Source organism: Pseudomonas sp. NDM, assembly GCF_003105095.1.
GTDB lineage: Bacteria > Pseudomonadota > Gammaproteobacteria > Pseudomonadales > Pseudomonadaceae > Aquipseudomonas > Aquipseudomonas moraviensis_A.
Genome location: NZ_QETJ01000003.1, coordinates 34,953 through 56,163, shown reverse-complemented (window position 1 = coordinate 56,163; position 21,211 = coordinate 34,953). Strand labels below are relative to the sequence as shown.

The 21,211-nt window shown below is 58.2% G+C and carries 22 protein-coding genes and 1 tRNA gene; 6 read left to right on the top strand and 17 right to left on the bottom strand.

What is annotated here, in order from left to right; genetic code table 11:
• Nucleotides 1–20 precede the first annotated feature (20 nt).
• Nucleotides 21–971 carry a GlxA family transcriptional regulator gene (locus DCO47_RS01325; protein ID WP_065615036.1) on the bottom strand — a complete coding sequence of 317 codons (951 nt, stop codon included), beginning with the start codon at nt 969–971 and terminating at the stop codon, nt 21–23.
• Nucleotides 972–1,190: 219 nt separating this feature from the next.
• On the opposite strand from DCO47_RS01325, the gene DCO47_RS01320 reads away from it, so the two are divergent.
• Entirely contained in the window at nt 1,191–1,913 is a 723-nt protein-coding gene (locus DCO47_RS01320; RefSeq protein WP_116657272.1) for a pirin family protein, read from the top strand.
• 41 nt (nt 1,914–1,954) lie between these two features.
• Here DCO47_RS01320 and DCO47_RS01315 read toward each other — a convergent pair whose 3' ends face one another.
• Both DCO47_RS01315 and DCO47_RS01310 read right to left on the bottom strand, forming a co-directional pair.
• On the bottom strand, nt 1,955–2,392 hold the full coding sequence (locus tag DCO47_RS01315) for a hypothetical protein (RefSeq protein ID WP_042609665.1): 438 nt from the start codon (nt 2,390–2,392) through the stop codon (nt 1,955–1,957).
• 250 nt (nt 2,393–2,642) lie between these two features.
• On the bottom strand, nt 2,643–3,518 hold the full coding sequence (locus tag DCO47_RS01310; protein ID WP_042609468.1) for a LysR family transcriptional regulator: 876 nt from the start codon (nt 3,516–3,518) through the stop codon (nt 2,643–2,645).
• 111 nt (nt 3,519–3,629) lie between these two features.
• On the opposite strand from DCO47_RS01310, the gene DCO47_RS01305 reads away from it, so the two are divergent.
• The 3 genes from DCO47_RS01305 to DCO47_RS01295 all read left to right on the top strand — a co-directional run bounded on the left by DCO47_RS01305 (nt 3,630) and on the right by DCO47_RS01295 (nt 6,947).
• Complete coding sequence (locus tag DCO47_RS01305) at nt 3,630–4,829, top strand: YbfB/YjiJ family MFS transporter (RefSeq protein ID WP_116657271.1); 1,200 nt, start codon at nt 3,630–3,632, stop codon at nt 4,827–4,829.
• Nucleotides 4,830–4,889: 60 nt separating this feature from the next.
• The gene (locus tag DCO47_RS01300) at nt 4,890–5,888 is read left to right on the top strand and encodes an NAD(P)H-quinone oxidoreductase (protein ID WP_116657270.1); all 999 of its coding nucleotides are present in this window, start codon (nt 4,890–4,892) and stop codon (nt 5,886–5,888) included.
• A gap of 114 nt (nt 5,889–6,002) precedes the next feature.
• Nucleotides 6,003–6,947 (top strand): alpha/beta hydrolase, encoded by a 945-nt coding sequence (locus DCO47_RS01295; RefSeq protein ID WP_116657269.1) that lies wholly within the window; start codon nt 6,003–6,005, stop codon nt 6,945–6,947.
• 29 nt (nt 6,948–6,976) lie between these two features.
• On the opposite strand, the gene DCO47_RS01290 is transcribed toward DCO47_RS01295, so the two are convergent.
• Nucleotides 6,977–7,306, bottom strand: a complete 330-nt coding sequence (locus DCO47_RS01290) for a hypothetical protein (protein ID WP_065615033.1) — start codon at nt 7,304–7,306, stop codon at nt 6,977–6,979.
• A gap of 195 nt (nt 7,307–7,501) precedes the next feature.
• Between DCO47_RS01290 and DCO47_RS01285 the strand changes: the two genes are divergently transcribed.
• Nucleotides 7,502–7,777 carry a hypothetical protein gene (locus DCO47_RS01285; protein WP_083353150.1) on the top strand — a complete coding sequence of 92 codons (276 nt, stop codon included), beginning with the start codon at nt 7,502–7,504 and terminating at the stop codon, nt 7,775–7,777.
• A 73-nt stretch (nt 7,778–7,850) separates the two neighbouring features.
• Here DCO47_RS01285 and DCO47_RS01280 read toward each other — a convergent pair whose 3' ends face one another.
• From DCO47_RS01280 to DCO47_RS01265, 3 genes are all read right to left on the bottom strand, one after another.
• Nucleotides 7,851–8,138, bottom strand: coding sequence for a hypothetical protein (locus DCO47_RS01280; RefSeq protein ID WP_042609462.1), 288 nt, complete (start codon nt 8,136–8,138; stop codon nt 7,851–7,853).
• A gap of 175 nt (nt 8,139–8,313) precedes the next feature.
• The gene (gene rtcA / locus DCO47_RS01275; protein WP_116657268.1) at nt 8,314–9,342 is read right to left on the bottom strand and encodes an RNA 3'-terminal phosphate cyclase; all 1,029 of its coding nucleotides are present in this window, start codon (nt 9,340–9,342) and stop codon (nt 8,314–8,316) included.
• A 173-nt stretch (nt 9,343–9,515) separates the two neighbouring features.
• Entirely contained in the window at nt 9,516–10,742 is a 1,227-nt protein-coding gene (locus tag DCO47_RS01265; protein ID WP_042609460.1) for an RtcB family protein, read from the bottom strand.
• Between the two features lie 193 nt (nt 10,743–10,935).
• Here DCO47_RS01265 and rtcR point away from each other — a divergent pair, with 193 nt between their 5' ends.
• Nucleotides 10,936–12,594, top strand: a complete 1,659-nt coding sequence (gene rtcR / locus DCO47_RS01260) for an RNA repair transcriptional activator RtcR (RefSeq protein ID WP_116657267.1) — start codon at nt 10,936–10,938, stop codon at nt 12,592–12,594.
• Between the two features lie 708 nt (nt 12,595–13,302).
• Here rtcR and DCO47_RS26975 read toward each other — a convergent pair.
• The 10 genes from DCO47_RS26975 to thrS all read right to left on the bottom strand — a co-directional run bounded on the left by DCO47_RS26975 (nt 13,303) and on the right by thrS (nt 21,010).
• On the bottom strand, nt 13,303–13,479 hold the full coding sequence (locus DCO47_RS26975; RefSeq protein ID WP_165839172.1) for a hypothetical protein: 177 nt from the start codon (nt 13,477–13,479) through the stop codon (nt 13,303–13,305).
• Between the two features lie 78 nt (nt 13,480–13,557).
• A tRNA-Pro gene (locus DCO47_RS01250) sits at nt 13,558–13,634 on the bottom strand.
• Nucleotides 13,635–13,723: 89 nt separating this feature from the next.
• Nucleotides 13,724–14,080: a MerR family transcriptional regulator gene (locus tag DCO47_RS01245; RefSeq protein WP_003179985.1), complete on the bottom strand. Its 357-nt coding sequence runs from the start codon at nt 14,078–14,080 to the stop codon at nt 13,724–13,726.
• Nucleotides 14,061–14,363, bottom strand: a complete 303-nt coding sequence (ihfA, locus tag DCO47_RS01240; protein ID WP_002553164.1) for an integration host factor subunit alpha — start codon at nt 14,361–14,363, stop codon at nt 14,061–14,063. The genes DCO47_RS01245 and ihfA overlap by 20 nt, the downstream gene beginning before the upstream one ends.
• Nucleotides 14,364–14,366: 3 nt before the next feature.
• A complete protein-coding gene (pheT, locus tag DCO47_RS01235) occupies nt 14,367–16,745 on the bottom strand; it encodes a phenylalanine--tRNA ligase subunit beta (RefSeq protein ID WP_116657266.1) in 2,379 nt (792 codons plus the stop codon).
• A 26-nt stretch (nt 16,746–16,771) separates the two neighbouring features.
• Nucleotides 16,772–17,788 (bottom strand): phenylalanine--tRNA ligase subunit alpha, encoded by a 1,017-nt coding sequence (gene pheS / locus DCO47_RS01230; RefSeq protein WP_003226365.1) that lies wholly within the window; start codon nt 17,786–17,788, stop codon nt 16,772–16,774.
• Between the two features lie 109 nt (nt 17,789–17,897).
• On the bottom strand, nt 17,898–18,254 hold the full coding sequence (gene rplT, locus DCO47_RS01225; RefSeq protein ID WP_002553161.1) for a 50S ribosomal protein L20: 357 nt from the start codon (nt 18,252–18,254) through the stop codon (nt 17,898–17,900).
• 27 nt (nt 18,255–18,281) lie between these two features.
• Nucleotides 18,282–18,476, bottom strand: a complete 195-nt coding sequence (gene rpmI, locus DCO47_RS01220; protein ID WP_002553160.1) for a 50S ribosomal protein L35 — start codon at nt 18,474–18,476, stop codon at nt 18,282–18,284.
• 60 nt (nt 18,477–18,536) lie between these two features.
• On the bottom strand, nt 18,537–19,088 hold the full coding sequence (infC, locus tag DCO47_RS01215; protein WP_169432615.1) for a translation initiation factor IF-3: 552 nt from the start codon (nt 19,086–19,088) through the stop codon (nt 18,537–18,539).
• Nucleotides 19,088–21,010: a threonine--tRNA ligase gene (gene thrS / locus DCO47_RS01210; RefSeq protein WP_042609455.1), complete on the bottom strand. Its 1,923-nt coding sequence runs from the start codon at nt 21,008–21,010 to the stop codon at nt 19,088–19,090. Before thrS ends, infC begins: the two co-directional genes overlap by 1 nt.
• Nucleotides 21,011–21,211: the final 201 nt, after the last annotated feature.

Here is a 21,211-nt window from a genome sequence, read left to right as displayed (position 1 = left end):
GCCAGACGGACAGAACCGCTCTAGCTGAACTGTTCCCGGTATTGTAACGGTGTAAGACCGAGCTTTTCGGCGAACAGCGAGCGCATGTGCCGGACACTGCCGAAGCCACTTTTATAGGCAATGGTTTTGAGGGGCAGATCGCTGGTCTCCAACAGGTTTCGCGCGCAGTCAATGCGGGCGTTCTGCAGGAATTCCATCGGCGTCATGTTGACGTCACGAGTAAACAGACGCGCGAAGTGGCGTGCGCTCATGTTCGCCAAACCGGCCATGCGCTCGACGGTGAAAGCTTCTTCCAGGTGTTCAAGCACGTAATTCTGCGCGCGGGTGATGGGCGTCTCTTGCGGAGAGACTGCCGCCATCAAAGGGCTGAACTGCGCTTGTCCGCCTTGGCGCTTCATGACCACCAACAAGACCTTGGCCACGTCCTGGGCGATTTTCTTGCCGTGATCCCGGGCAACCACCGCCAGTGCCAGGTCGATGCCGGCGGTAACGCCTCCCGAAGTGATGAGGTTACGATCCTCGACGTAGATCTGATCGGTGGTCACCGTGGTTTTCGGAAAGGCCTTGATCAGCCGCTCGGTGTAATTCCAGTGCGTGGTGACGCGATAACCGTCCAGCAGACAGGCATGACCGAGGATGAATGCGCCAGTGCAAATCGAACCATAGCGTTCGGCGCGCGGCACGGCGTTTTTCAACCAGGTGAACAGCTCCGGAAATCTCTGGTTGTAAGCGCCGGGTCCGCCGGGCACCAATAGCAGGTCATAGCGCTCGGCGGCTTGGTCGATGTGCAAATCAGCCTGAACCTGCACGCCATTGGACGCCCTCAGCAACCCGCGCTCCGTGCCTAACGTCGTCAGTTGATAATGCAAATCCGGTTTCAAATAACGGTTGGCGACGGAAAACACTTCCAGCGGCCCGGCCATGTCGAGCATCAGAAAGTCAGGAAACAGCACCATTGCCACGGTTTTCATGGGAGGCATCACACATTTCAGGGGTAAATACGCACGCTGCAACCCGGGCATTATGGCCAACTCAGGCGTAATCAGCGCACACGAATGGGTGAACCATAACGCAAAACTGTCAACCTGAGCCGGACAGTCTTTCAATTTCCATCTACTTATTGCCTTGTCCGGTAACCAGTAACCTTCTCCTCACTCGGACGAATTCACGTCCCGCCAGGAGATTTCATCATGCTGACTCTTCGCAAAGCCTCCGATCGCGGCCTCGCCAATCACGGCTGGTTGAAGTCGTTTCACACCTTCTCTTTCGCCAGTTACCGCAACCCGCGTGAACAAGGGTTTTCCGACCTGCTGGTGATCAACGATGACCGGGTCGCCGCCGGCAAAGGTTTTGGCCAGCATCCGCACCGCGACATGGAAATCTTTTCCTATGTGCTCGAAGGCGCGCTGGAACACAAGGACACCCTCGGTACTGGCTCGGTGATCCGCCCCGGCGATGTGCAATTGATGAGTGCTGGCAGTGGCGTGGCGCACAGTGAGTTCAACCACTCAGCCGCCAAGCCCGTACACTTTTTGCAAATATGGATCGTGCCGGATGTCAGTGGCGCCAAACCGCGCTATCAGCAGGAGCACTTCAGCGCGGAGAAAAAACGCGGTCGCCTGCAATTGATCATCTCGCCGGACGGTAAAAACGGCTCTCTGAAGGTCCGCCAGGATGCGCGGGTCTATGCCGGGTTATTCGACGGCAAGGAAAGTGCCACGCTGAAATTGCCGGCCAATCGTTACGCCTACGTGCACGTTGCGCGTGGCAGCGTCGAACTCAACGGCCAGTCCCTGCAGGAAGGCGACGGTGTGCGGGTTCGCGAAGAACAGCTGCTTACGTTGAGCAACGGTGTCGATGCCGAAGTGCTGGTGTTCGACCTGCGCCCACAGGAGTTGCCTGAAATGCCATGATTTGGCGCGATGCAGAACGGCCTTCCAATGAAGGCCGTTTTTCATTGCGGCGGCACCGTTGTGGGTCGTGCGACTGGTTGGGGGACGGACACCTCCTTGCCAATCTGAATCGCCGCCAGCGTGGTTTGTATTGTGGTCAACACCGCCGCCTGATTGGCGAAATGCGCGCCTACCAGCAACGAAGCCACGCCGAGGAAATGCACGGTGGTGGCAGCCCAATAGTTGGCCTTTACCGTTGATGCCTGCCTGATCGCTTCCCGCGATTCGTCGGCAATTTTCTGCACGCCCATCCACATCAGGTCATAACGCTTGTCCCGTTCCTGTAGGGCCCTGTCCCGTTCAAGATAGACCTTGTTCTGCTCTGCCTGAGCAGCGAGGAACCCGCGAATGTCGGCGCGCATTTCTGCTACGCGACCGTCCATTCTCGTCTCGATGGTTTCTATCCTGGCATCGAATTCTTCGCGGCTTAAGGTGCTCATGATTTGCCTATCCCGACCTGCGTCCGATCTGTCCGTGACTGCATATTGATTCACTTCCCTGATTTTCAATTCGATACCTTTGTGTGGCTACCGAGGCCTTCCCTGGCGCTTCGTTTCGATGCAGGCCTGAGGTCTGCATCGAACTGCAGTCACAATAGAATTCATCACTGGCGACGACAAGCCGGCCCATTCTGCCTCGGACGTAGGCTGTTTCGTCAGACGTTGTAGCCTCGGCAAAACCCTGAATCCACTATTGGTTTTCCAGCGCAAAAGCCTCAACGATTTGCTCGATGACCGCACGTACCCGCGCGGTGTGACGGAGGTCGGCGTGGGTGACCAGCCACACTTCATACGGTAACGGCCGGGTCCGCTCCGGCCAGAGTCTGACCAGGCCGTCGCGCTCGCCCATGTACACCGGGATCTCCCCTACGCCGAGGCCGGCAGCAAGGGAGCGACGCACCAAAAGGCTGGAACTGAGCGTGGCAACAATGCGCCCTCGGCCTAACGGCTCGGAAACCAGCGTGAGGTCTTTTTTGCTCTGCAAATACGGCTGATAGACCACCAGATCGTGGCCTTCGAAAGCACTGCCCGGCTGCGGTTCGCCGTTGCGATCAACATAGGCCTGCGCAGCGAAAAGTCCTACAGGCCAACGGGCGATTCGCCGGGCGATGAGATCGGGGTTATCCGGCCGGGTATTGCGCACCGCGATATCCGCCTCGCGCTTGGCCAGACTGAGAATCTGCGTCGACGCATCCAGCTGGATCTGCACATCCGGATGCTGATCATGCAGGCGTGCCATCGCCGGGATGATGAAGTCGATGGCCAGCGAGTCAGTGGTGCTGATCCGTACATTACCGGTCAGCCGGTCATCCAGCCCGTGGATGTGCCGCTCCAGTTCCAGCGCCGAATGCTCCATTTTTTCCACGCTTTTGAGTGCAGCTTCACCTACGGCCGTCAACGCATAGCCGTCAGACGTGCGCAGGAACAGCGTCGCGCTCAAAGACTTTTCCAGCGCGGTGATGCGCCGTCCAACAGTGGCTTGGTCAACGCCCAGAACACGCGCCGCACCGCGCAAGGTCGACTCCCTGCAGACCGCCAGAAATACTCGCGCATCATCCCAATTCATGCCGGCTCTCCCAGAAGCATTTTTGCATCACTCTGCCGCTTAATCGCTGCGTATACGCAGCAACGATAGCCGATAAGCTGAGCGCCATACACCTCTGATGAGATCGCTATCATGCGTACTGCAAACTCTTCCGGCATCTGGCTGCCGATCTTCGCCGGACTTTGCGCCAGTCTGGTGAGCATTGGCCTGGCGCGTTTCGCTTACACGCCATTGATCCCTTCGCTGATTCAGGCGCAGTGGTTTTCGGCCAACGATGTCGTCTACCTCGGCGCGGCCAATCTGGTCGGCTACTTGATCGGCGCCCTGCTCGGGCGGCCCATGGCTCATCGTTTGGGTAATCGCAATGCCTTGCGCTTGATGATGCTGGCGGTCACGGGAGCATTTTTTGCCTGTGCTTATCCGCTGTCGGTGAGCTGGTTCTTCGGCTGGCGTTTGCTGTCCGGCATTGCCGGTGGCGCGATCATGGTGCTGGTGGCGGCAACCGTGCTGCCCCACGTTCCGGCGGCGCGCAGAGGTTTGGCCAGTGGCGCAATCTTCCTTGGCATCGGCCTCGGGATTGCCGGCTCGGGAACCCTCGTGCCGCCGCTGCTGAGCCTCGGCTTGCAGGCCACCTGGCTGGGACTGGGCGCGTTGGCGCTGTTGCTGACCGCGCTGAGCTGGTTCGGCTGGCCTGCGGATACCGCGCATCCTGTGGCTGCACACACAACGTCGGCTGATGAGCCGACCCCGCCGGGCGTTTACCTGTTGTTCGCTCAATACGCGTTCATGGCGGCCGGCCTCGTGCCCGCCATGGTGTTTCTGGTGGATTACGTAGCTCGCGGACTGGGCGCGGGGGCACATACCGGCGCAATGGTCTGGGTCATGTATGGGCTGGGGGCGATTGTCGGGCCAGTGACTTACGGTTTTCTGGCCGACCAGCTTGGCGCACGCACTGGCATTCGCGTGGTGCTGGTAGTGCAAGCCATTGCCCTCGGTTTGCTGGCCGTCTTTCATTCGTTTCTGGCACTGGCTTTACTGGCGGTGATTCTCGGCTCGTTCCCGCCGGGCATTGTGCCGCTGGCCTTGGCCCGGGTGCATGAACTGGTGCCATCCCATCACCGCCAGCAGATTGCCTGGAGCCGCGCCACCGTGTCGTTCGCCACCTTTCAGGCGCTGGCCGGGTTTGCCTATTCCGCACTGTTCAACGCTTCGGGTGGGCAGCACACGCTGCTGTTTGTGATCGCAGCAGGCGCAATAGTAGTGGCTCTGCTGCTGGAGCAAGCCATGCGCTGGCTGCCCTCTGCGACTGAAACCCGTTGCGCGGCGAACTGAAGGGAATCATTGCGCACTGCCGGCGCTCCCATCTACACGACCTTTTTCACAGGAATCGACATGTCACTGCCCAATGAAATGACCCGTATCGTAATCACTGAACCAGGCGGCCCTGACGTATTGCAAGCCAGGCGCGTGCCTCTGCCAACCGTTGCCGAAGGCCAAGTGCTGATCCGCGTTCACGCCGCCGGTATCAATCGCCCGGACGCCCTGCAGCGTGCCGGCAAGTATCCGATGAAACCCGGCATGGACCCGATTCCCGGCCTGGAAGTGGCTGGCGAAGTGGTTGCACTGGGGGCCGGAGTAACGCGGTTCGCAGTCGGCGATCGCGTCTGCGCGCTGACCAATGGCGGCGGCTACGCCGAATATTGCGCGGTTCCAGCCGGGCAAACGCTTCCCGTGCCGGACGGAATCGATTGGGTCCAGGCCGCCGCGATTCCGGAAACCTTTTTCACCGTATGGGCCAACCTGTTCGGCCTCGGCGGTGCCAAGGCCGGCCAGCGCGTGCTGATTCACGGCGGAACCAGCGGCATCGGCACCACCGCGCTGATGCTCTGTCGTGAATTCGGCATTGAGGCGTTCGCTACCGCTGGCAGCGCTGAAAAATGCGCGGCAATCAGTCAGCTGGGCGGACAACCGATCAACTATCGGGAAGAAGATTTCGCCAAGGTCATTGCCGAGAAGACGGCAGATCAGGGCGTGAACGTGATTCTCGACATCATGGGTGGCTCGTATCTGAACGGCAACATCAGTGCCTTGGCAATGGACGGGCGTCTGGTAATGCTCGGCTTCCTCGGCGGCGCCCGCGCCAATGACGTTGATTTGTTGGCGATCCTCGGCAAACGCGCGGTGGTCACCGGATCGCTGCTGCGCGCGCGTACCGCTGCGGAGAAAGCCGCGATCGCCGATCAATTGCGCGACCAGGTGTGGCCTGCCCTCGCCGCCGGGCGCTGCCTGCCGATCATCGACAAGGTTTACCCGCTCGCTGAAGCGGCCAAGGCCCATGCCCGCATGGAGGGCGGCGACCATATCGGCAAGATCGTGCTGCAGGTGGCGTGAGCGATTGCAGCATCTTGTAATCGTTGCACATGCACGGTGGTCGAAAAACAGTCACGCGCAGACCGAGGCATCTGGTAAAAAGCGTTCTTTGTCTGCGCCGTGGTGAAACGATTAATGTCCCTGTCCTTCCTGACTCGTCTGCGACGCCGCCGCCTGGTGTTTGCCTTGATGGCTGCGCTGGTCGTTGGCGTGCCGACGAGTTGTGCCGTGCTGGAACACACTGAGCGCAAACTGCTGTTCCGCATCGAACCCGGCACCGCGGGCTGGTATCGTGGTCTGCCCGGCAGCGTTCAGGAACTCGATCTGCAACCGAAAAGCTTCAAGGCCGGGCAGAACATCCATGCCTGGTGGTGGCCGGCGGAACGTGCCAATGCCCCGGCAATCCTTTATTTGCATGGCGTGCGCTGGAACCTGACCGGGCAATTGTTCCGCATCGAACAGCTGCGCGCGGCGGGTTATTCGGTGTTGGCTATCGACTATCGCGGGTTCGGCCAGAGCAAGGGCGATTTACCATCCGAGAGCAGCGTTTATGAAGATGCCCGCGTAGCTTGGGAGCGCTTCCAGCTGCTGCAACCCGATCCAAACAAGCGCCTGATCTACGGCCATTCTCTCGGTGGCGCAGTGGCGATCGATCTGGCCGCTGAGCTTGGGAAGAATGCCGCGCGCAACCACACGCCTCTGCCGGTGCGCGGGCTGGTCATTGAATCGACCTTCACCTCGCTGGCCGATGTGGCCGCCGCCGTGGCGAAGACCTCGCTACCGGTGCGCTGGTTGCTGTCGCAGAAATTCGACTCCATCGACAAGATTGCCGATATTCACATGCCGCTGCTGGTGGTGCATGGCATGGCTGATGCCTTTGTGCCGCCGCGCTTCAGCGAACAATTGTTCAATGCCGCTGAGCAGCCCAAACGCCTGCTCCTGGTGCCCGGGGCGACGCACAACAACAGCATGGCCCTGGGTGGCCAGGGTTATCGCAAGGCTCTGGATGCGTTGATGCAGACCAAACCGTTGCCGCGGATTGCGGGGCCGGCGCTGGGCAAGGGTTCTCGCGACTCCTGAATCATGTAAACAGCTTCGGTGAAAAAGCATCAGCGCCGGGCCAATTCGTGGCGCACGCATTGTTCATAATAGGTCTGCTTGACCGCTGCCGGTTTGAGCTTCGAACTGCTGTTATAGGTCTGCTCGGTAATCCCCATTGCCGTCATGCGCATCCAGGGCTGCTGAAATCGGCGAACCTGCAATTGCTTGCGAGCGCCGTACAGCGAAACGCCGGACAGCTTGGATTGCTGCGCACCGGCAGCAATGTCCGAGCCCCAGGTGCAGGCAAAGCGATGGCCCTTGCTCAACTCTCTCGCCTGCACTCCCGAAGCGATCAAAGCCAGGGAAAGCGTCGCAACGGTGATGACAATCGTCCGCATATAGCCAACCTAACCTTTTGAAAAAAGGCGATTTTGCCGGGGCGAGTTACCTCTGGGGGCCAGCAATTTGCCTGCTGTCGAGAGATTTTTTATCAGGGAGAGCACAAAACAGGCTTCGCCGCTCGTCCACTACCGCGCACCTTTGGCAGGCGGGCCTATCCAAAGCAGTACATCCCCAAGTAGAAGGCCCACGAGATGAACAAGAAAATTCTCGCCCTGTCGTTCTTCAGCCTGTGCTTGATCGGCCCGCTCCATGGCTGGGCAGCCGAAACGACAGCGGGTGCCGCCACCCCTGCCACCGCCCTGCCCGGCGTCAATCACGCAGAAAGCTCTCGCGATCATGATGAGAAGGCAAACAAGAAAGGCGAAGAGTCGTCAGGCGCCAACGCGGGCTCAGAGCCGCATGAGACGGAAAAGGATGCGGCGACGTCGAGCGACTCCGAAGATCTTGAGAAAAAACCCGCTCAGTAGAGTCTTCGATAAACGAAAAGGCCAATGTCATCGACACTGGCCTTTTTTTTTCAGTTCTGAGAGAACTGCTTCGTCATTGCTTGGTGCATTGAGCACCCAGCCCCATGCCCATGGAACCCAGAGCAACCATCGGGCCGCTTGGCAGCTCGCACGTGTATTCACCACCTTCGGTTTGAGCGGTGTAGAAGGTTGTATTGAAGTCGCTGCGAATGTTGGAAACCTTGATAACGGGTTTGCCGATGGTGGTCTGTGCTCGATTCTTGAGATCGCTCTCTCCCGGCTTGACGGTCTGGCATCCAGTGACCGCGAGCGCCAATGTTGCGAATAAAGCGAGAACCGGGATAGTCCTTGATGAGTTCATTGCAGATCGACCTTTTTGATTTTCATACCGGAGAAATTCTGGCAATAAGCTGCCAAGCGAAACGACTTTAAAGTCGAGCCGGAACTGGGGCAATTAGGTCGGATGTGCTAATGGCTGAAGGCTAGCGGCGCTCTCGGTCAACGTTTGCAAATGCCTTCAGGATTGCAGGACGCTGCTAATCGGTTGGTAAAATCTCCAGGCGCAAGCGATCACTGCCCTCCTCCTGGCAATCGATACGCACCGGCAAAAACAGCTGGATGACTTCAATGTTGCTGCGCAGATGATCCGTCATACGCGGCGTGGTGAACGATCCGCCGCCGGCCAGCGCCATTGGCAACAACAACTGATCGGCGAGATGTTCAGCTACCGCGGCATCACTGCGCAACCAATCGGCTGCCTGATTGATCGCGGCATCGGCTACCTTCTCGGCACGCAACGACACCCGGCCAAACGCGCTGAACACTTCAGTCACGTGCTCAAAAGCATATTCCAACAACAACACATTTCCCGGACCGCGTGCCGGATCAATTGTCACGTGTTGCAGCGCATCCGATGGCCAGTTCAAACGCTTGGCCACATGACTGAGTTCGCGCTGAGCAACGGTAGGCGCAAGTCCGGCAGTCAGCGCCAAAGCCTGTCGTGAAATCGCCTCCCCGCGCTCACACAGATCCAGTCGCATCAGGTTCGAAGGCTGCACTCGAACTGCAATCTCACCACCGCCGGCCGGGACAAAACCATGAAGCAGCAAGTCCAGCTCGACATCGCCGCCCATGCGCCGCAGCAGCGGTAGCCAACTGCGCGAGAGGAAATCAGTCGGGGGCGCCAGCGGATTGTGCGTACCACCGGAGATCGTCACTCGACTGGCCTGCGGTGCCCGCATCAGGGCTGGCAGCAACGTCTGCAGAACCAGCGTGCAACTGCCCGCCGTGCCGATGGCGAACTTGAAATCGCCTGCGCGGATTACGCCCGGTTCGAAGCTCAAGGCCTGCGAATCCAAATGCGCCCCGCAGATCCGTGCACCACAAACCTCCGCCGCCGCCATTACGGCTGTCAGATGCTGCCGCAACAGTCCCGGACGGCTGCGTCTGGCGCGAATCTGTCCAATGCGAAACGCCCGGCCTGTCACCATCGACAGGCTCAGCGCACTGCGCAACACTTGGCCGCCGCCGATCGCGCCGTCCAGTTCAATTACATCCTGTGTCATTGCACTTCCTTACGCGTACAGCACGACAGTGTCACTAAGGTACCGATCCAGCCGCCGCGAGTCTTTCTGAGTTCTGAGTAATGTTGGTACTTCGCGGCTCGGTTCGCCCGCGATAAACCAGTGCAGTGCCGCACGATGCCATCGGTAAGCGCTCTCACCAGCACTGCAGTCCCTTATCCTTTGACGCACACCACTTGACGCAAGGTGTGCAGCACTTCCACCAGCTCGCGCTGGGCGTGCATGACTTTGTCGATGTCCTTGTAGGCCATCGGAATTTCGTCGATCACCGCCTCGTCCTTGCGGCATTCCACATGGGCGGTGGCGCGAATCTGGTCGGCGACAGTGAACGTGCTCTTGGCCTTGGTGCGGCTCATGGTGCGTCCGGCGCCGTGGCTGCAGGAACTGAACGATTCTTCATTGCCGAGACCGCGGACAATGAAGCTCTTCGCGCCCATCGAGCCCGGAATAATCCCCAGTTCACCTTTCTTCGCCGACACCGCGCCCTTGCGCGTGATCAGTACGTCATGACCAAAATGCCGCTCCTTCTGCACGTAGTTGTGATGGCAGTTGACCGCCTCCAGCGCGACTTCAAACGGCTTGCGGATAATCTGCCGCGTGGCCTGGATCACCGCGCACATCATCAGTTCGCGGTTCTGTCTGGCGAAATCCTGCGCCCAGCCCACCGCCTCCACATAGTCATCAAAATGTCGGCTGCCTTCTTCGAAATAGGCCAGGTCACGGTCCGGCAGGTTGGCGATGTGCTGACGCATATCTGCTTGGGCCATCTGGATGAACAGGTTGCCGATGGCGTTGCCGACACCACGCGAACCACTGTGCAACATGAACCACACCCGGTTGGCTTCATCCAGGCACACTTCGATGAAGTGGTTGCCGCTACCGAGAGTTCCCAAGTGCCCACGGTTGTTGGTGTGGGCCAGTTTCGGATACTTGTCGGTGATCAATTTGAAGCGCGGCTGCAAGCCCGCCCAAGCCTGATCGGCTTGCTGCGGAATCTCGTCCCAAGCGCCTTTGTCTCGCCGCGAACGACTCAAACTGCGGCCATGGGGAACCGCCTGTTCAATGGCACTGCGCAACCCGTGCAGGTTGTCAGGCAAATCGGCTGCGGTCAGCGACGTGCGCGCAGCGATCATGCCGCAACCAATGTCGACGCCCACGGCAGCCGGAATGATCGCGCCAACCGTTGGAATTACGCTGCCGATGGTTGATCCCTTGCCCAGGTGCACATCGGGCATCACCGCCAGATGCTTGAAGATGAATGGCATTTTCGCCGTGTTCATCAACTGTGCGCGGGCTTCGTTTTCAACCGGGACGCCTTCGGTCCACAGTTTGATTGGTTTGCCGTTGGCGACTTCTAGAAGCTGGTAGCTCTGATCTTTCATGTTTTGTTGTCCTGTTCGTTTCCATCAGCATTGCAGCCGCTGTGCCAGCTCATGACTTTCTCTCTACATATCTTCTAACTCTATGTTTTTGAACGGTTTATCTGAATTGTAACTGGCGACTTGAAACCCATCAGAGACAAACACGCCTTGGAAAATTATCATTGAATATCGTCATTTATCTTATGAGATAAGCATGTCCAGCAAACGCACGGTCGCCATCGGATTTATCGGAGCCACCCTCGATCGCGTCAACAAAGCTGGCAACCGCTGGCGTCACTGGCGCCCCACAGTAGGCCTGTGCCAGCAAACAGATCTGCCGATTCATCGACTTGAACTGATCCACGGCCTCGATGCCCGCGACGTGAGCCTCGCGGAGCGCATTACTGTTGATATTCAGCAGACATCTCCAGGCACCGAAGTGCGCCTGCATCCAATGTCGCTGCGCGATCCCTGGGATTTCGAGGAGGTCTACGGCGCCCTGCACGATTTCACCACTGCTTACAGCTTCGACACTGAGACCGAGGATTACCTTGTACACATCACCACCGGCACCCACGTCGCGCAGATCTGCTGGTTCCTGCTCACCGAAGCGCGCTATCTGCCGGCCAGACTGATCCAGACCTCCCCCGCCAAGCGCAACAGCGATAACGAGCCCGCCTGCGGCACCCATGCGCTGATCGATCTCGACCTGTCGCGCTATGATCGCATCGCCTCACGCTTCGCCAGCAAGCGCCTCGAAGGCCTGGAGTTTTTAAAGTCCGGTATCGCCACGCGCAACGCTGCATTTAACCGCTCCATTGAGCAGATCGAGCGCGTAGCGGTGCGCTCCAGAGCACCAATGTTGCTGATTGGCCCGACCGGCGCCGGCAAATCCTTCCTGGCCCGACGCATCTACGAACTCAAACGCAATCGCCATCAGATGCAGGGACGCTTTGTCGAAGTCAATTGCGCCACCCTGCGGGGCGACGGCGCAATGTCTGCCTTGTTTGGTCACGTCAAAGGTGCCTTCACCGGCGCACAGAACGCTCGCGAAGGCCTGCTGCGCGCTGCCAATGGTGGAATGTTGTTTCTCGACGAGATCGGCGAGCTTGGCGCAGACGAACAAGCAATGCTGTTGAAGGCCATCGAAGAGAAACGCTTCTTCCCGCTGGGTTCGGACAAGGAAGTGGAGAGTGATTTCCTGATCATCGCCGGCACCCACCGCGACTTGCGCAGCCGAGTCGCCGAGGGAATGTTTCGCGAAGACCTGTACGCTCGGATCAACCTGTGGACGTTCGACCTGCCCGGCCTCGCCGGCCGCCGCGAAGATATCGAGCCGAACATCGACTTCGAACTGGAACGCCACGCTCGCGAACATGGGCAACGGGTGCGCTTCAATCTCGAAGCGCGCCGGCGCTACCTGGACTTCGCCAGCTCACGTGAAGCAGCGTGGCTGGGCAACTTTCGCGAACTGTCCGCATCAATCACGCGGATGGCGACTTTGGCCGACAGCGGGCGCATCGATGAAGAGCAGGTAGACGATGAGATTGATCGATTGCGGTATGCGTGGGGCCTGGCGCAACCCACTGCGGTGTCAGACGAGTTGCCGGGAGATGGCGAGAAGATGGACTTGTTCGACCGTTTGCAACTGAAGGCAGTTCTTGAGGTGTGCCGACAGGCAAATAGTCTGTCGGATGCCGGTCGACAGCTGTTCGGTGTTTCCCGGCAGATCAAAGCGCAGCCCAATGATGCTGATCGGCTGAGGAAGTATTTGGGGCGCTTCGGGCTTGAATGGGCTGAGATCGCAGGCACGAAGAAGCACAGCGCCTCTGATCACACACGTTCAATGATCACCGTAGAAAAAATGAATTAGCCGGCTGATCTCTCGGTCAAGAATTATGAACGTAGTAAATCTGACGAGGTGACAGCAATGACTATCCAGGCAGAGACACTCGTACAACTGACCGAAGCGCTTCAAGAGCGCGGCATGAAGATGGTCTCAGACGTCCATTTCACCCGCGCACCTTACCGATACAATCACCGCTGGATTTGCATCGTAGAGTGAACATGCTTGTTGCCGGCGCCTGGATCGAAGCATCCAGCCGCCGGCGCCGCTCGCCTTCGCCCCTGAAGCCTAGATGACCATATCCCTATCCATCCCGGCTACGTTGGTAGCATGTTCGATGGCAATAAAAACCCGGCGCGATGGCCGGGTCGATATCGATTGATGGCGGCTATTTCGCGCCGCCGTTATTTCGGCCTGTCTGGGCATCTTGATCAGAGCCAGGATTTCCGGGTGGCGGATTCCAGTCCTCTGGTCGTTCGTCGGTACCCTGCTTTGGCTCAGAGTCAGCTTGCTCCAGACCGGAGTCATGACCCTCGCCAGAGTCAGGTGTTTGCTCGCCTGGTCCCGGATATGGCGCTTCCGGGCCGTTGTTGTCGTCGATCATCATTCTCTCCCGTCAGTGGCGCAGGGGCTGCGCTTATTGTTGAGAGAAGGTGCGCGGATTCGGAGTGCGATCTGCTCGACGAGCGGACATGAAAAAGCCCCGTGCAACGACGAGGCCGAGTGTCCGATAAATCATTTATTGCGTTGCAGCCAACCTATCAACATGAAAGCCAAGCCAGGTATCAATAGGCCCGGCGCGACGTACGCAAAGGTTCCGCTGACGAGAAGACCATTAAGGCCGAAAACAAAGCCGCAAATTGCAAGTGGCAGCCCAACAACAAACATTGGCTGTTTGAACGCCTTATCCATGACTCGACTCCATTCGCAAATCCCACGCACATGAAAAAGGCCAATGCTTTGAACATTGGCCTAAGTCATTGAAAAATATGGTCGGGACGGAGTGATTCGAACACTCGACCCCTAGCACCCCATGCTAGTGCGCTACCGGACTGCGCTACGCCCCGACTGATGTTGCATTTCGTTCTCCACCTCGAAGAACGCTCAAGAATATATCGCAAGCTTTTGAAAACTGGAAGTATTCAAACGCAGCTTTTTATTTCTTGAGCACCACAAGCACATCTTCCAGTTCGGCAATCATCTGCCGAATCATCTGTTTGTACTGGGTGGTGTCGTCTTTGGCTTCGTCGCCGGAGAGGCGCAGACGCGCGCCGCCGATGGTGAAACCCTGATCGTAAAGGAGCGCGCGGATCTGCCGGATCATCAGCACGTCCTGGCGCTGATAATACCGGCGGTTTCCGCGGCGTTTGACGGGGTTGAGCTGAGGAAACTCCTGCTCCCAATAGCGCAGCACGTGTGGCTTTACGGCACACAGCTCGCTGACTTCACCGATGGTGAAGTAGCGTTTGCCCGGGATGACGGGTAGTTCGTCGTTATGACTTGGTTCCAGCATAAGCCTCAACTCGGGCCTTCAACTTCTGCCCTGGACGAAAGGTGACCACACGGCGAGCCGTGATCGGGATTTCTTCCCCCGTTTTCGGGTTGCGGCCAGGCCGCTGGCGTTTGTCCCGAAGGTCGAAATTGCCGAAACCGGACAATTTGACCTGCTCGTTGTCTTCAAGAGCGTGCCTGATTTCCTCGAAAAACAGTTCAACCAATTCCTTGGCTTCCCGCTTGTTCAGGCCCAGCTCTTCATACAGACGTTCCGCCATCTCAGCTTTCGTCAAAGCCCCCATACGTCACTTCCTTAACGTGGCGTTCAACCTTTGTTCGAGCGAGGTGAGGATATTTTGCGTCGTCGAATTCACCTCATCGTCATTAAGAGTGCGCGATGGATGCTGCCAGGTCAAGCCGACTGCAAGGCTTTTTCTATCAGGATCAATACCTTTACCCTGATACACGTCAAACAGCCTGAGCTCTGTGAGCCATTCGCCTGCATTTTCACGGATTACGTCCAGCACAGCCGAGGCCGCGACGTCTTTGTGCGCGATCAGTGCAAGGTCACGACGCACTTCAGGAAAGCGCGACAACTCGTGGAATTTCGGCATTTTACCGAGCGCCACTTCCGCCAGAACCAGCTCGAAGACGAATACCGGACGATCCAGACCCAGTGTTTTCGACAGCTCAGGGTGAATAGCACCGATAAAGCCTACTTCACGACCGTCACGCTCGATGCGCGCAGTCTGACCCGGATGCAGCGCCGGGTGTTTGCCCGGTGCGAAGGTGAACGAGTCCAGGGCACCGGCGAAACCCAGTACCGCTTCAACATCGGCCTTCACATCGAAGAAGTCGACGGTATCGCGACCCTGCGCCCAGCCTTCCGGCAAGCGGCTACCGCAGACAACCCCGGATAGCATCGGCTCCTGCTTCAAGCCTTCAAGCTGACCGACGAAGCGCAGGCCGCTCTCGAACAGACGCACACGGTCCTGCTGGCGGTTGAGGTTGTGCTGCAGAGCCTTGACCAGACCTGGCCACAGCGACGAACGCATGGCAGCCATGTCGTTGGAGATCGGATTGGCCAGCAAAAGCGGCTCGACGCCTGGATTGAACAGCTCGAACTGCTTCGGATCGATGAAGCTGTAGGTGATCGCTTCCTGATAACCACGGGCGACCAGCAACCGGCGCAGCTCAGGCAGATCGCTACGCGCTTCGGCCTTGGCTTGTGGCGCAAGACGCGCTTGGGGGTAGCGAACCGGCAGACGATTGTAGCCGTACAGACGAGCCAGCTCTTCGATCAGGTCGACTTCGAGACTGATATCGAAGCGATGGCTTGGCACTTCGACGCGCCACTGCCCTTCTCCGTCAGCGGTAATGTTCAGGCCCAGGGCGCTGAGCAGACGCTCGACCTGTGCTGAATCCATTTCCATGCCGAGCATCTGAGTGATGCGCTGGGCACGCAGAGTAATCGGCGCGATCGACGGCAGATGCTGCTCGCTGACGGCCTCGATGATCGGGCCAGCTTCGCCGCCGGTGATTTCCAGCAGCAGGCCAGTGGCTCGTTCCATGGCCTCACGGGCCAGCTGCCAGTCAACCCCGCGCTCGTAACGATGCGACGCGTCGGTGTGCAGGCCGTAGGAACGTGCCTTGCCAGCCACTGCAATCTGATCGAAGAACGCAGATTCGAGGAACACATCACGCGTGGTTGCGGAAACGCCGCTGTGCTCGCCACCCATGACACCAGCGATCGCCAGCGCACGAGTGTGGTCGGCGATCACCAGCGTATCGCTACGCAGGCTGACTTCCTGCCCGTCGAGCAGCACCAGTTTCTCGCCCTCTTCCGCCATGCGCACACGAATGCCGCCATTGATTTCGGCGAGATCGAAGGCGTGTAGCGGCTGACCCAGTTCGAGCATCACATAGTTGGTGATGTCGACCGCAGCGTCGATGCTGCGTACGTCAGCGCGACGCAGACGCTCAACCATCCACAGCGGGGTTGGCTTCGACAGGTCGACGTTACGGATGACCCGCCCCAAGTAACGTGGACAGGCGGCTGGCGCCAGCACCTCGACCGAACGCACTTCGTCGTGCACCGCTGCAACCGCAGCCACCGCAGGGCGGCTTACCGGCACGGCGTACAGCGCGCCGACTTCACGGGCCAGACCGGCCAGGGACAGGCAATCGCCGCGGTTCGGGGTCAGGTCGACCTCGATGCTGGCGTCTTCCAGATCCAGGTACACACGGAAGTCTTCGCCCACTGGCGCGTCGGCCGGCAGCTCCATCAGACCGTCGTTGCCTTCACCGACCTGCAACTCGGCTTGCGAGCACAGCATGCCGTTGGACTCGACGCCGCGCAGCTTGGCTTTCTTGATCTTGAAGTCGCCCGGCAGTTCTGCGCCGATCATGGCGAATGGAATCTTCAGGCCCGGGCGCACATTTGGCGCTCCGCACACAACCTGAAAGGTTTCTACGCCATTGCTGACCTGGCACACGCGCAACTTGTCGGCGTCCGGGTGCTGTTCGGTGCTCAGCACCTCGCCCACCACGACGCCACTGAATACACCGGCGGCCGGAGTAACACTATCGACCTCAAGACCGGCCATCGACAGACGGGCAACCAGCTCGTCGCGATCTACCTGCGGGCTAACCCAGCCACGCAGCCATTGTTCACTGAATTTCATCCTGCTCTCCTAAGAATTCGTTACGACTAGCGAAATTGCGCGAGGAACCGCAAGTCGTTGTCGAAGAACAGACGCAAGTCGTTCACGCCGTAACGGAGCATGGCCAGACGCTCGACGCCCATGCCGAAGGCAAAGCCGGAGAATTCTTCCGGGTCGATGCCGGACATGCGCAGCACGTTCGGGTGAACCATGCCGCAGCCCATCACTTCCAGCCAGCCGGTCTGCTTGCAGACGCGGCAGCCTTTACCGCTGCACATCACGCATTCCATATCGACTTCAGCGGATGGCTCGGTGAACGGGAAGTACGAAGGACGGAAACGTACGGCCAGTTCTTTCTCGAAGAACACCCGCAGGAATTCTTCGATGGTGCCTTTGAGATCGGCGAAATTGATGTCGCGATCAACCAGCAGGCCTTCGACCTGGTGGAACATCGGCGAATGGGTGATATCGGAGTCGCTGCGATATACGCGGCCAGGGCAGACGATGCGGATCGGCGGCTGCTTCGATTCCATGGTGCGGACCTGTACCGGCGAGGTATGGGTGCGCAGCAACATGTTGGCATTGAAATAGAAGGTGTCATGCATCGACCGGGCCGGGTGATGGCCTGGGATGTTGAGCGCTTCGAAGTTGTGATAGTCGTCTTCGACCTCTGGGCCTTCGGCGATGCCGTAGCCGATGCGGGTGAAGAACTGCTCGACACGCTCCAGAGTCCGGGTGACCGGATGCAGACCACCAGAGGTCTGGCCACGGCCCGGCAATGTCACGTCGATGGATTCGGCGGACAGTTTGGCAGCCAGTTCGGCTTCTTCAAACAGGGCCATGCGCGCATTGAGAACGCCTGTAACACGTTCCTTGGCAACGTTGATCAGCGCACCGACTTGCGGACGCTCTTCGGCCGGCAGATTCCCCAGGGTCTTCATCACCTGAGTCAATTCGCCCTTCTTGCCAAGGTATTGAACCCGGATTTGCTCCAGGGCATTGATATCTTCAGCGCTTTGCACAGCCTCTAGTGCTTGAGAGACCAGCGCATCCAGGTTTTCCATGTACAGACTCCAGATACAAAATAGGGGAAGAGCTTGAAGGCTCTTCCCCTATTTATGACGTTTAACACCTGGCCCCACAGAGGTGAGGCCGGGTGACTGTCGGGGGTACTTAAGCCAAGGTGGCTTTAGCTTTCTCGACAATCGCAGCAAACGCCGCTTTTTCGTTCACTGCCAGATCAGCCAGAACCTTGCGGTCGATCTCGATGGACGCTTTTTTCAGGCCAGCGATGAAACGGCTGTAGGACAGACCGTTAACACGAGCACCAGCGTTGATACGAGCGATCCACAGAGCGCGGAACTGACGTTTTTTCTGACGACGGTCACGGTAGGCGTATTGGCCTGCCTTGATTACCGCTTGCTTGGCAACACGGAATACGCGGGAGCGTGCGCCGTAGTAGCCTTTAGCAAGTTTCAGAATTTTTTTGTGACGCTTACGGGCAATGACGCCACGCTTTACACGAGCCATGAGTTACTTCCTCTATTCTTGACTAAATTAACGAAGGCGCAGCATGCGCTCGACTTTTGCCACGTCAGACGGATGCAGCAAGCTGCTACCGCGCAGTTGACGCTTACGCTTGGTCGACATTTTAGTCAGGATGTGGCTCTTGAAAGCGTGCTTGTGCTTGATGCCGTTAGCAGTTTTCAGAAACCGCTTGGCAGCACCACTTTTGGTTTTCATTTTTGGCATGTTCGGATACTCCGCATTCAGTTGATAAACATAATCAGAAGGCCTGCCGTGCCCTGTTGATTACTTCTTCTTTTTCGGGGCGATGACCATGATCAGCTGGCGTCCTTCCATCTTAGGATGCTGTTCGACCGAACCGTACTCGAGCAGGTCTTGTTCAACTCGCTTGAGGAGTTCCATCCCCAGCTCCTGGTGGGCCATCTCACGGCCGCGGAATCGCAAGGATACCTTGGCCCTGTCCCCGTCACTCAGGAAACGTACCAGGTTGCGCAGTTTTACCTGGTAATCCCCTTCCTCCGTCCCTGGACGAAACTTGATTTCTTTAACCTGAATCTGCTTCTGGTTTTTCTTCGCCGCGGCAATCTGCTTCTTCTTCTCGAAAATCGACTTGCCGTAGTCCATCACCCGGCAAACAGGCGGGACTGCGTCGGCGGAAATTTCCACCAGATCAAGCTTTGCTTCTTCAGCGATACGAAGCGCTTCATCAATCGAGACGATGCCAATCTGCTCGCCATCAGCGCCAATTAACCGAACCTCGCGTGCCGAGATATTCTCGTTGATCGGGGCTTTCGGTGCAGCTCGTTTATCTTGTCTCATTTCACGCTTAATAATAATTACTCCGAATCTGGGCGACCACGCCGGGAAACCGCTTGCGCGAGAAACTCAGCGAACCGGGCGACGGGCATCGAGCCCAGGTCAGCACCTTCACGAGTACGCACAGCGACAGTCTGCATCTCGACTTCCTTATCTCCGATAACCAAAAGATAGGGAACCTTGAGCAAAGTATGCTCGCGGATTTTAAAGCCGATCTTTTCATTTCTCAAGTCGGACTTGGCACGAAATCCGCTTTCGTTGAGAGTTTTTTCAACCTCTGCAACAAAATCTGCCTGTTTATCAGTGATATTCATGATCACCGCCTGGGTTGGCGCGAGCCACGCAGGGAAAGCACCTTCGTAGTGCTCGATCAGAATCCCGACGAAACGCTCGAACGAGCCGAGGATCGCCCGGTGCAGCATCACAGGGTGTTTGCGGCTGTTGTCTTCGGAGACGTATTCAGCGCCCAAACGGACAGGCAGGTTAAAATCGAGCTGCAAGGTACCACACTGCCACACGCGACCGAGACAATCTTTCAGCGAAAATTCGATCTTCGGACCGTAGAAAGCACCCTCGCCCGGCTGCAGATCGTATGGCAAGCCAGCGGAATCAAGGGCTGCAGCCAATGCGGCCTCAGCGCGATCCCACAGTTCGTCGGAGCCAACGCGTTTTTCCGGACGAGTGGACAGTTTCATCTCGACTTCGGTAAAGCCGAAATCGCGATAGACGTCCATGGTCAGCTTGATGAACGCAGCGGACTCGGCCTGCATCTGCTCTTCGGTGCAGAAGATGTGCGCGTCGTCCTGAGTGAACGCTCGCACGCGCATGATGCCGTGCAAAGCACCCGACGGCTCGTTACGGTGGCAGGCACCGAACTCGGCCAGGCGCATCGGCAACTCGCGGTAGCTCTTCAGGCCCTGATTGAACACCTGCACGTGGCACGGGCAGTTCATCGGCTTGATCGCGTAGTCGCGGTTTTCCGACTGAGTGGTGAACATGTTGTCGGCGTAGTTGGCCCAGTGCCCGGATTTCTCCCACAGGCTGCGGTCAACGACTTGAGGGGTCTTGATCTCAAGGTAGCCGTTGTCACGCTGGATCTTGCGCATGTACTGCTCAAGCACCTGGTACAAAGTCCAGCCGTTCGGGTGCCAGAACACCATGCCCGGGGATTCTTCCTGGGTGTGGAACAGGCCCAGGCGCTTGCCGATCTTGCGGTGATCGCGCTTCTCGGCTTCTTCGATGCGCTGGATGTAAGCTGCCAGCTGCTTCTTGTCAGCCCAGGCGGTGCCGTAAACGCGCTGCAATTGCTCGTTCTTGGCGTCGCCGCGCCAGTAGGCACCCGACAGCTTGGTCAGCTTGAAGGATTTCAGGAAGCGCGTGTTCGGCACGTGCGGACCGCGGCACATGTCGACGTATTCTTCGTGATAGTACAGACCCATGGTCTGTTCGTTCGGCATGTCCTCGACCAGGCGCAGCTTGTAGTCTTCACCGCGAGCCTTGAACACTTCGATCACTTCGGCGCGCGGAGTGACTTTCTTGATGACGTCGTAATCCTTCTCGATCAGCTGCTGCATGCGCTGTTCGATGGCCGCCATGTCTTCCGGCGTGAAAGGACGCTCGTAGGCGATGTCGTAATAGAAGCCTTCGTCGATGACCGGGCCGATGACCATTTTCGCGGTCGGGTACAGTTGCTTGACCGCGTGGCCGACCAGGTGCGCGCAAGAGTGGCGAATGATCTCCAGCCCCTCTTCATCCTTTGGCGTAATGATTTGCAGGGTCGCGTCGCTGCTGATGATGTCGCTGGCGTCGACCAGTTGGCCATTGACCTTGCCGGCGAGCGTGGCTTTGGCCAGGCCTGCACCAATGGATGCGGCGACCTCGGCTACGGAAACCGGGTGATCGAATGAACGTTGACTGCCGTCGGGAAGAGTAATAGTTGGCATGGCGCCTCCTCTCCTAGTGGTGACCCCTACCAAAGGTCACGTGGGTTGGGATGAGCCAGTACAAGATCCGATCCAGGCCATTCAATGACGAACGCCTGCCTTACAGCGGCAGGAGCCTTGCGGCCAACCGGAAAACCGAACCAGAGTGACTGGGATTCAAATCGGAAAAATTCGCACGCCGACCGCTTCGGGACTGAAGGT